This is a genomic window from Nocardioides speluncae, from assembly GCF_003121585.1.
In the GTDB taxonomy this organism is placed as follows: Bacteria; Actinomycetota; Actinomycetes; order Propionibacteriales; family Nocardioidaceae; genus Nocardioides; species Nocardioides speluncae.
In genome coordinates, this window is the sequence record NZ_QEOO01000013.1 from 34,874 (window position 1) to 46,063 (window position 11,190).

Consider the following 11,190-nt stretch of genomic DNA (forward strand, 5'->3'; position numbering starts at 1 on the left):
CCGGGGTAGCGTGCACCGACTCGCATCTGATCATGGAGGATTCCTCGTGGGGGACATGAATCGCCGGAAGTTCTTGCGCGCATGCGCTCTGCTAGCGGCAATGCCACTACCGGCAATGCTCTTGGTCTTTGCTGAAAGCCCTGTTGACGCGCAGGGCCCGCCGCCGGTTGCACCCTCGCTCTCCGCCGAGGCGCGTGCCTTCGCACAGGCAACTGCCGCCGGTGAGCGCGTCGAGGTGGTCGACAAGCGCACCGAGTACGGGCGTACCTTCGCGAACCCGGGCGGCACGACGTTTACGCAAGAGCGGTCCACCGTCCCGATGTTCGGGCGCGACAGCAGCGGCCGACTCGCGCCCATCGACACCGTGCTGGTGAAGGACGCCGGACGGGTGCGGCCGCGCGCATCCGCCGTCGACCTCGTCTTCCCGTCAGCGGATACCAGCACCCTCTCGATGAGCTACCTGGGCCACAAGATCTCACTCACGCTGGAGGGCAAACTCAAGGACCCCATCCTCGATGGGGACACAGCCACCTACTCCGAGGTCTTCCCTGGCGTTGACCTCAAGCTCACCGCGACACCCGAGGGGTACCGCGAGGTGTACGTCGTCAAGACGCGAGCAGGGGCTGCAAACCCGGCACTCAGGAAGCTGACGCATCCGGCAACGGGAGTCCATGGGCGACTCGTGCCACGGACCGGCGGCGGCGCGACCTTCGTTGATCCGGCAAGCGGCGCAGCAGTCTTCTCTACTGCGCAGGCGACCATGTGGGACTCAACCGGGGATGAGCAGCCTGTCTCGGGCAGGTTGGCGAAGCCGTCGGGCGGTCAAGCACGGCTCGATGAAGGCATCGAAGGCAGCATCGAGGATCCAGAAGATGCGCCTTCTCCGCACGATCAGGTAGCCGAGATGCCGGTGTCGGTGACGGGAGGCGCACTTGAGGTGACTCCTGACGCGAACCTCTTGACTGGCCCTGACACCGTATTCCCGGTGTACATCGATCCATGGGACGGCATTGATACGTACGCGCGACTCATGCTTCGCAGTGACGGCGAGAAGGCTTGGCAGTTCCAGGACGACGAGGGGATGGGACGCTGCCCGACCTCATACACGACGTTCTGCGCGGGTCCGTACGTCAAGCGCCTTTTCTACAAGTTTGATCAGGGCGACCTGCGAGACGTCGACAAGGTGCTTCACGCTGAGTTCAGGGTGCGGAACGTCTTCTCCATGTCGTGCGACGCGCGGACGGTGGAACTCCATCGGACGGGCAACGTCAACAGCGGAACGAACTGGCCAGGTACTGGGGCAATCTCATTCATCGATGACTACACCGGCGCTAACGGATGGGGCGGAGAGTGCGCTGGACAGGCGGACATCGAGTTCAGCAGCGAGGCCCTGAGGTCAGCGGCGGCAAGCTTGGCATCCGGCTCAGCTGACTACATCACCCTTCGGCTCAAAGCGAAGGATGAGGCTGATCAGCGGGCGTGGAAGCGTTTCAGCCAGGCCGGCGTGTTGAGTGTCTCGTACGCTCGCTATCCTAAGGCGCCATCTCAGGTCGGCGTCATGAGCGGCAAGGACCCGCGTTGTGCGGAAGCCGACGATGCTCCATTCATCGCCTCGCAGCAGCCCAAATTCGCCGCCACCCCGCAAACCAAGTTCAATGGCCTCGACCCAGCAGACCCGCATCTTCAAATCAAGTTCCAGGCGCAGTCGCTGGTCGATGGCGTTTGGCAGGACGCGCTTGGCGGAAACGAAGTTCCGTACTCCTACTCACCCTCGACTAGTCCGTGGGGCAAGGACAATGTGCGTGAGGTCCTCGATTTGGCCGTTCTTGGAAGGACCCTCACGAAGGGCTTGCACCGGATGCGCGCATTGACGCGCACACACTACACCTATCGCAACTCCGCAGGCGATTATATTTCGGGCGTACTGGAGTCAGGTTCCTGGACGCCAGACGAAGGAAAGTGGTGTCATTTCAGGATCGATCCAGATGCGCCACCTGCGCCGGTCATCACCGGTGGAGCTCCGTACGTTATCGAGACCGACGAGACCGGGCGGCTTGATCGCGGTGGACCAGGCATAGCGGGAACTTTTACGCTGAAACCCGGCGAGACCAGTGGCACGAGTCAAGCCCCGGGACAGGTTACGAAGCAAGGCTGGGTGGCACGGGGGACGTGGGTGCCGTCACGATGTCCGGACAGACTGGCACGGTGAGGGCCACGCCCAAGGCCTACGGCGCATACAACATCTACGCGCGAGCTAAGGATTCGGTCGGCACCGGGCGGATTAGTGAAGAGGCAAGCGAGCGGTTCTACGTCGCAGTCCCCAAGGAGGCCGGACTTTGGGACATGAACCTGGTGGTCCAGTCCGGCGTGGGTCGAATCGCGCCAGACTCCAACCCGTCAGGCACCACCAAGAATCCTCTGTCCTTGCATGGCTGGGCGACTACCTGGTCCGAGGACGGACCCGGCCGCGCTGGCAAGATGCCTCCGCCCGCGGGCGAGGTGCAGGAGCGGATGGACACCTCCCTCACCTTCTCGGGTGTCGAGCACGCACAGACTGCGGCGAAGGTGCTGACCACTGCGAGCTCGTTTTCCGTGAGCGCCTGGGTCTATCTCAAGGACGGTGAGTCCCCGGCCCGAGCCATTCTGTCGCAGTTCAATGCGGACAATTCCGCTGGCGTGGACCTGCGATACCAGCGGGCACAGAACACCTGGGGCATGTGCTGGAGCTATACGACTGTGGAAGGGCGTAAGTGCGCCACGGTGCTAGGGCCGGACAATGCGGCTATCAAGAATGCATGGACGCATGTCGCCGGGGTGTACGACAGTTCTGCGAACAAGCTCATCCTCTACATCAACGGCCGTTTTGCCGGTGAGAGGGTGTTGACGGCTGCAGAGAAGCCACAGACGACGGGTGGGCCGCTCGTCGTCGGCAAGAGCCCGTTCTATGCCTTTAATGGCCTCGTTGACGAGGTACGGGTCTGGAACCAAGCCATCGACGCGGACTTCATGTTGACTCGAGCCACATATGCTGACCGGAATCCCTATGGTGGCAACGAAGACCCGTCTGAGGCCACTGGAGGGAGTCTGGTTTCGCTGGTCGGCAGCTGGGACGCGAGCATCGCCGGTATGGCGGACCAGTCCTACTTCGGACGAGGCACTCTCCAAAAGTCAGCTTCCGGAGTGTCGTTCGACAATCAGCGCGGCATGGTGATGGACGGCGCGTCGGGCTCACTAACCGGTGCTGGTCCGTTCTTGGACGAGACCGGCTCCTTTACCCTGAGCGCCATCGTTGATGTTGACCTGGCCGACCTAATCGATAAGCCGGCCGGGCATCAAGCCCGAATCATGGGTCAGTCCGCGGGACCTGGGCAGTCGAGTTGGGCGCTGTGGTTCGTCAAGAAGTCTGGGGTCGGTGAGCCAGTGGCCGGGTACTGGGCAGTGGGTCGGTGGGAGAAGCCGATTCTGGCCGGCGCTGAGCCGCAGGTTGCCGACGAGGATGCGTTCAGTGAGCAAGCGTCGGTCGATCAGACGACGGTGAACGCTGTCTATGACTCCATCAACCAGAAGCTGACCGTCTTCGAAGGCAGCGACGAACGCGGCAGCATCACCTTCACCAAACCAGTGCAGGGCTCTGGAAGCTTCTATGTCGGCTGGGGGGCGGACAGCCAGGCCGGCCGCTTCGACGGCGCCATCCAGAAGGTGCAGTTGTGGGCAGGCGCTATGGACGCGACGCAGCTGTCCGGAATCGGTCAACTTACCCAGCTGAATGAGGTCGTGACGCCATGAGGATCAAGATCCGAGCACCCCGCCGTGCGGTTGTGGGGGTGGCAGCAACCGCGACGTTGTTCGCCGGGCTCCTTGTCCCGGATGCGTCAACGTCCGCCGCCGCGGCGACCGCTCACCAGCCACGTCGCGACGAGGCGCCGATCGCTCGCGGTGGACCGGTGGATCGTGCAGACGGACGCGCTGAGTGGGACAAGGCGCTGAAGCAGTGGGAGGCGTCCCGGTCCAATGGCCAGACCGCACTCGCAGAGCAGGTCGCCAAGAGCAAGCGGGACAAGGCCGCCCAGGCGGCACTGCGGTCCGGCCAAAAGGCTGGAGTCGATCAGGTCGTCGGTGCGCAACTGGCAGCGGACACCGATCCGGGCCCCGGTGGCACGATGGGTCGCCCGGGCGGCGGCGACTACAAGGCGACCTCGTTGGCCCCGTCGTCGACGTGGACCGCTGGCGGTTCCTCAGGGTCGTTCACATGGTCACATCCGCTCCGGGTGGTTCCGGCGGCTGCCGGACCCGTGCCTCAGTTGTCGATCGCGTACGACTCGGGGTCGGTCGACGGCCGGACCGCGGTAACCAACAACCAAACCTCGCCTCTCGGTGAAGGCTTCGACATAACGAACTCCTACGTTGAGCGCAACTATGGCTCGTGCCATCAGGACGGACACGAGAAGAAGCACGACCTGTGCTGGCGTGGTGAACACCTGACTCTCGTCCTCAACGGTCAGGCGAACCCGCTCGTCCGTGTCTCGGATACCGAGTTCAAGCTGAAGTCGGACGACGGGTCGATCATCCGACGCCTTCAAGGCGCTGCCAACGGTGCGAAGTACGGCGAGCACTGGCAGTTGACGACGACCGACGGGACCAAGTACACCTTCGGTCTCAACCGGTTGCCTGGATGGGAGACCGGCAAGGCGGAAACCGATTCGACCCTGGTTGTCCCCGTCTACACCGACGATGCGTCCGACCCTGACAACCCGTTCAGCCGCCCTGCCGCCGAGGCCTGCCACGGCGCGACCTTCGCCGACTCCCTCTGCACGCAGGGATGGCGATGGAATCTCGACTTGGTCACCGACCTCGACGGCAATGCAGCGTCGTACTGGTATCAGAAGGAACAGAACTTCTACGCCAAGGGCGGCGAGGAGACCAACCCGGTCGAGTACGATCGCGGCAGTTACCTGAAGCGGATCGAATACGGACAGCGTTCCGACAACCTGTATAGCGCCGGCCCGCAGCAGGTTCGCTTCCTGACCGAAGAGCGGTGTCTTGCCGCGGACTGCAGTTCGCTGACTGCGGCAACCCAGGCCAAATGGCCGGACGTGCCTTTCGACTCGTTGTGCAGCGCGGATCAGATCCGCAACGCCGACACGACCTACCCATTCGAGGACCCGAAGTGCGCAAACGTGCCGGCGCCGACGTTCTTCACCCGCCGGCTCCTCAGTCAGGTCACAACCGGCTTGTGGACGGGAACCGAGTTCCGCGAGGTGGATCGCTGGACCATGCAGCACAGTTGGTTCGACCCCGGTGACGTCGGAGACACCACAGACCAGGTCTTGTGGCTGAGCTCGATCCAGCACAGCGGCCGAGTCGGAGAACCGATCACGACCCGCCCGACTCGTCTGGCGTGGGAATCCGATGCGATGTCGAACCGGGTCGACAAGACCGGTGACGGGATGGCCCCGCTGAACCGGCCGCGACTCAGCACGATCATCTCGGAGACTGGCGCTATCACCCAGGTCGGGTACGCGCCGGCCGAGTGCACAGCGGGCACGCACCCCGTGACGCCTAACGGGGGTGACTCGGTGAAGGCGGCTGCAGAGAACACGAAGCGGTGCTTCCCGACTTACTGGGCGCCGTACGGCGGCGATCCAAAGATCGACTGGTTCCACAAGTACGTCGTCTCCAGTGTCCGTGAGAAGGACACCACCACGGCAGACACCGTTACCACGAGTTACGAGTACGAAGGTGGCGCCGCGTGGCGTTATGACGAGGACGCGACTGTCGCTGACGACTACCGAACGTGGTCGCAGTGGCGCGGCTACGGGAAGGTGAGCACCTTGGTCGGCGATGCTGCGGCACCTGACCGGAGCAAGACGACAGCCGCCTACTTCCGCGGCATGGACGGCGACTTGGCGGCAAGCAAGTCAAGCCGCGTCGCAGCGAAGGTCGCAGGATTGACCGAGGCGGCACCCGAGGTCGCCGACTCCGACGAGTTCGCGGGCATGGCCTATGAATCAGTCCTCTATAGCGGGGTGACCAGAACGGGTGACACTGGCGCACCGGTCTCGTCCACCGTTAACAGGCCGTGGTCCAAGCAAACCGCATCCATGTCTCACGCCGCGAGCAGGCTCGACCTGCCAGGGACGGAAGACGACAAGGACATCAGCGCAGTCACAGTCCGTGCTGTCGCAGTGCGGCCGGACAAAATTGTCAAGCAGATTCGCGTAACAAGTGAGGCTACGCCGTATTGGAAGCAGGCGATCCAGGAGGTTGCTGGCCGCACCACCGATGTTGGCCTGCCGACGTCCGTCGACAGTTGGACGGTAGAAAGGCCGTCGGCATCACCAACCGACAGGACTTGTACTCGGCTGTCCTACGCAGCCAACGCCGCTCGCGGCTTGAGCGGCCTTCTGTGGCGCAACCAGACTGTGGCAGTCCCGTGTTCCAACGCCACTCCGGTTTTGTCGACGGATACGAATGTCCCCGGAGACATAATTAGCGACAACCTCGTCCGCTACGAAGGGGGCGGGACGGCTTGGGCTGGCCAGACGCCACTCAGCACCCACGTCATTGCTACTGGCCGAGCGAAGAGTTACACGACGAGCCGCACCACCAATATCCAGGTGATGTCGACGACCACGTACGACGCACTTGGCCGCCCAAAGGTCGCCACCGACGCGGCTGGGGCGAAGACGACTACTAACTACATGCCGGCCGATGCAGGTATTCCGCAGTCGGTTGAGGTCATCAATGACCTGCAGCACAAGACGGTCACGCAGCTGGAGCCGGCATGGATGGTCCCGACCATCGTCACCGATGCCAACAACCGCCGAGTCGAGACAACCTATGACGCGCTAGGTCGCGCCACCGCGATCTGGACGCCGCTCGGCCACCGTCCCTTTGGTGCGGAGCCCGATTACAAGTTCACCTACCATCTCGGCGGAGCCGACGAGGTTGGCGATCCGGTTGACGACTCTTGGGTACGTACGTCGCGCTACACCGGCGACGGCGACTATTACATCGATACCTACGAGACCTTCGACGCGCTTTTGCGACCGCGGCAGACCCAGCGACCAGCTGTCGGTCCCGGTCGTATCCTGACCGACACTCGGTATGACGACCGCGGCCAGGCGTACATGACCTTCGCCGACGCGTTCGACCCTGATCACGAGCCCAGCGGCGTCAGATGGATGGTTGAAGAGGGCAACGCTGTCCAAACGGACACGACTTTCGATGGGGCCAACAGACCAGTCGCGGTGAAGACCACCTACTTGCTGGCTGTAGAGCAGAACGGCACCACCTTGAAGTCGCGGACGACGACGACGACCTACCGCGGCAACGAGACCGTGGTCCATCCGCCAAACGGTGGTATCGGCACACTCGTTCAGACTGACGCCCTCGGCCGTGTCGTCGAGCGCCGCCAGTACCCAACCGAGTCTCCGACGGGCGACGTTCACGAGGACACAGTCTTCAAGTACGACAGGCATGGTCGGCAGTCAGAGATCATTGGCCCCGCGAGCACGACCGCCAAGTGGACCTACAACTATGACCTTCGCGGGCGGCAGATCAGTGCAACGGATCCGGACCGCGGTCAAACGGTCACGACCTACGACGAGTTCGACCGCGTGCTGTCTACCGACGCAAAGGGCCTGGGCGGCAGCGTCACCAATAAGCGCCTGTCGTATACCTATGACAAACTCGGCCGAAAGACCGGGATGTTCAGCGGCCTCGACCCTGCCACCGGAACCAAGCTGGCGGACTGGAAGTACGACACGGTCGCGAAGGGCTACGTCGGCTCGTCCACTCGCGTCTCGGCTGGCCGCAGCTACACCAAGAGCGTGCTTGACTATGGCCCGCTTTACCAGCCGAAGAAGTCCAGCATCACCCTGTCGGAGACCGATCCGCTGGTGACCGAGGCAAACCTCCCAAAGACGTTCACATTCGAAACCGACTATCAGCGGGACGGAAGCGTCTACTCCACGACGCAGCCCGCTGCGGGTGGATTGCCGCAGGAAATCATTCAGTTCAAGTACGACGATGAGCGGCTCGGCCTGGTCGATGAGATCTTCTCGGGCGCGACCTCGGCCGTCGTGACGAACACCAGCTATAGCCCGTTTGGCGACCTGTCGGCCGTCGATCTTGCCAACTCTCGGAGCAGCCTGGTCAAGGCCCAGATGCTCTATGAGTACGACGGCCTGCGGCGCATGACGCGTTACGACGTGGTTGCCGAGACGCATGAGAAGCACATCACCGACCAGTTCTACGCGTACAACGACGCCGATCAGATCACGTCGATCACCGATCGCGCTGATTCGTCTACTGTGATCGAAGGCTCCGGGCGCGACAACCTGTGCTTCACCTATGACGCGTATCAGCGTTTGAAGGAGGCATGGACGCCGCATCCTGACTCGACCATCGTCTCGAGCGAGCCCAACGTCGATCCGGTTGCCGACTGCTCCAGCACACACAAGGCGTCAGACAAGCTGGGCGGTCCCGGCGCGTACCGGCATACCTACGCCTACAAGAAGGGTGGCGCGCGAGCGAGCTGGACACAGCACGCGACAACTGCTGATGGCACTGATTCGGTGACCACCTACGCATATGACGGCACGTGCCCAGGTAGTGATCGCGGTCCGCACACGCTTGCCTACGTCCAGGTCGACGGAGTCAAGCGAGCAGCTTGCAACGATCCGACAGGCAACATCACTGCGTCGCATACCGAGGACGGCACGCCGCGCGCCACGACGTGGAACAGTGAGGGGAAGCTGTCGAGCGCAAAGGTTGGCGAGGAGGGCGCCCCAGGAAGTGTCTACTACGCGCACCTCTACGACGCGGATGGCAATCTGTTCATCAAACGGCCGGCCGGCTACAAGGATGGCAAGACGACCATCTACCTCGGCTCTACCGAGATCGAGCTCATCAAGACCGGGACAGCGACAACGCCAAAGTATGAGATCTCAGCGAGGCGCTACTACTCGCATCCGGCAGGAACTGTAGCCGTTCGAACCGCGAAGCAGGGCGTGAGTGGAAATCAGCTCACATTCATGGCAGCGGATCCGCATGGAACCAGCAATGCCACCATTCGAGCGTCGACTATGGAGGCCAAGAAGCGCTTCACTGACCCGTTCGGCAACAGCCGCGGTGGCGTCGACACCTGGGTTGATGACAAGGGTTTCCTCGGCAAGCCGTACGACGATGTCACTGGGCTGACCCACATCGGTGCACGTGAGTACGACGCCCAAACCGGCCGCTTTCTCTCCCTCGACCCGTTGATGGATACCGCCGACGGCCAGTCATTGAACGGCTTCACGTACTCCAACAGTGACCCCGTCAACAAGACCGACCCCACCGGCCTGATTCTGCTCGATAGCCCGGGCGGCGGATCGCCCGCCTACGTTCCGCCACCGGCGCCGACGCCCGATCCCCCAGAGCGCTCCTGGCGTGATCAAATTAGCGGCGAGGTACTTCTCGGCGCGGCGGCTGAAGTCGCAGGCGGCGTCGACGGTGTGGCGAACATGCTTGCGGCCGACGCCAAGCGCAAGGTGCCTGGGCTTGAGCATGTCAAGCTTGAGTCCAACCTGGAAGGCGGCGTCACGTACGTCGCCGAGAAGGCTGGCTACGACACGACCGGCGTGTTGAGTCCCTTCACGGGTGGCCGCGTAGCCAGCTACTTCATCCCGGGCGTGGGCATCTTCAAGGCGTTGACCAGCGGTCCGAGGCTGCTGCCGCGAGTAGGCAACGCCATGAAGATGCTGGGCACCCTGATGAGGAAGGGGTCAGACGAAGCCGGTGACGGGGCGAGGAGGAGAGCCTCAGGGACCTACCGAGGGGAGTCCCAGCGGGCGCCTGGCGGACACGACGGTCCAGAAGTTAGCCTTGACAAGGTCAAGCGTTGCCTTGGGCAGTGTGGGATGAGCGTGCGCGACTATGACCTTGTCCACGAACGAGTCATTACTACGCCAGCTGGAGCACCTGCGTACGGCAACAGCCCGCATACATATCACGGCCAGCCTTACCGAGGTCCGCGCGGACGCCCGCTTATCCAAATCTCGGACATGGGGCTCAGGAGCCTGGAGGAAGCAGTGACTACTATTTTCCATGAGGTCTTCCATCACAAAAACTTTGCCCTACGTGGTGTCGGCGGGTCTGAGGCAGAAGCGGAGGAATACGGCCTGAAGATGCTTGAGGAATTCCTCCGTCGTAGGCGGTGATCGCTATGCTTCCGTGGAGGAACTTCAGCGCTGAGCAGGTGGGTCGTCTGGCGGAGACGCGCCAGACTGCGGTCATGCCAGGTGGCTGGCGCTGTCCGAACTGCAATGGCGTCGTTCGGCACTACCGTTACGAGGGCCGCAGGCCGGGCGCGCAGACTCTGATTTCATACATCTGGTGCCCCACGTGCAAGCACTACTACGGCTCGACTGGTCCGCTGCCTGCTGGCTTGCAGGTGGACGATCCGCTTCGCGATCTAACGCCGGACGAACGGCTGCGTTTGGAAAGCAATCTGGCGTTGTTCTTCCATCGACTCGATGAATTGTGGGACGCGGATCTGCTTTCGAAGGATCTGCCGCACTAGCCCGAATCTTTCATCGGTCGGCTGACGGGCGTGGTGGCCGCGTGTGGGACGCAGTCTGGGTTTGATTGTGTCTGGTGGCGCCGACAGTTGCCCGGGTGTCGCCTCGGGTGGGCGCGGTTCCACTGGCCGGTGGTGTCGCGGGGTTGTCGGGACGGTCGGGCTGGTGGTCAGCCGGGGGCGGCGAGGGCGACGAGCCGGTGGACGCCGTCTTGGGCGAGGTTCGCCCAGGGTGCCTTGTCGGCCAGGTGCAGCAGGAGCCGGCGGCCGGTGCGGGCCAGGGTGGCGGGGATGGTGAACAACCGCAGCCGGAGCCGTTTGGGTTCCCACCTGCGGGCGGCGTGGTCGTGCAGGGAGAGGATCTGCATCCAGGCGGTGAGCTCGACGGCGAGCATCACGATGGCGCACCAGATCTGGTTCTGGTCGAAGCCCTGTAGGGGGAGGTTGGTCAGGCCTGAGTTCGGACACCCTGTCGTGATTCCCCGGCCCGCAGGCCGCTGACCTGCAGGGATAGGTCGGCGGGCGGGTGGATGAGGCACTAATTGGTGCCCTACGCTCGGGGTCGTGGCGTGGGTGAGGCGGGTGCGGACGGGCTCGGGAGCGACGGCGGTGCAGATCGCTGAGTA

The 11,190-nt window shown here is 63.2% G+C and carries 4 protein-coding genes and 1 pseudogene; 4 read left to right on the forward strand and 1 reads right to left on the reverse strand.

From position 1 onward, the window contains the following. Window positions 1-115: 115 nt before the first annotated feature. The 4 genes from DDV73_RS06620 to DDV73_RS27775 all read left to right on the forward strand — a co-directional run bounded on the left by DDV73_RS06620 (window position 116) and on the right by DDV73_RS27775 (window position 10,567). On the forward strand, window positions 116-2,209 hold the full coding sequence (locus DDV73_RS06620; protein WP_154402635.1) for a hypothetical protein: 2,094 nt from the start codon (window positions 116-118) through the stop codon (window positions 2,207-2,209). Continuing rightward, window positions 2,206-3,786 (forward strand): laminin G domain-containing protein, encoded by a 1,581-nt coding sequence (locus DDV73_RS06625; protein ID WP_161962307.1) that lies wholly within the window; start codon window positions 2,206-2,208, stop codon window positions 3,784-3,786. Before DDV73_RS06620 ends, DDV73_RS06625 begins: the two co-directional genes overlap by 4 nt. Continuing rightward, a complete protein-coding gene (locus DDV73_RS06630) occupies window positions 3,783-10,205 on the forward strand; it encodes an RHS repeat-associated core domain-containing protein (protein ID WP_109506460.1) in 6,423 nt (2,140 codons plus the stop codon). Before DDV73_RS06625 ends, DDV73_RS06630 begins: the two co-directional genes overlap by 4 nt. A gap of 74 nt (window positions 10,206-10,279) precedes the next feature. Continuing rightward, entirely contained in the window at window positions 10,280-10,567 is a 288-nt protein-coding gene (locus DDV73_RS27775) for a hypothetical protein (RefSeq protein WP_154402637.1), read from the forward strand. 167 nt (window positions 10,568-10,734) lie between these two features. Here the strand turns inward: DDV73_RS27775 and DDV73_RS06635 are convergent. Further along, window positions 10,735-11,022: pseudogene (locus tag DDV73_RS06635) on the reverse strand (transposase); the annotation flags it as partial. Window positions 11,023-11,190 lie beyond the last annotated feature (168 nt).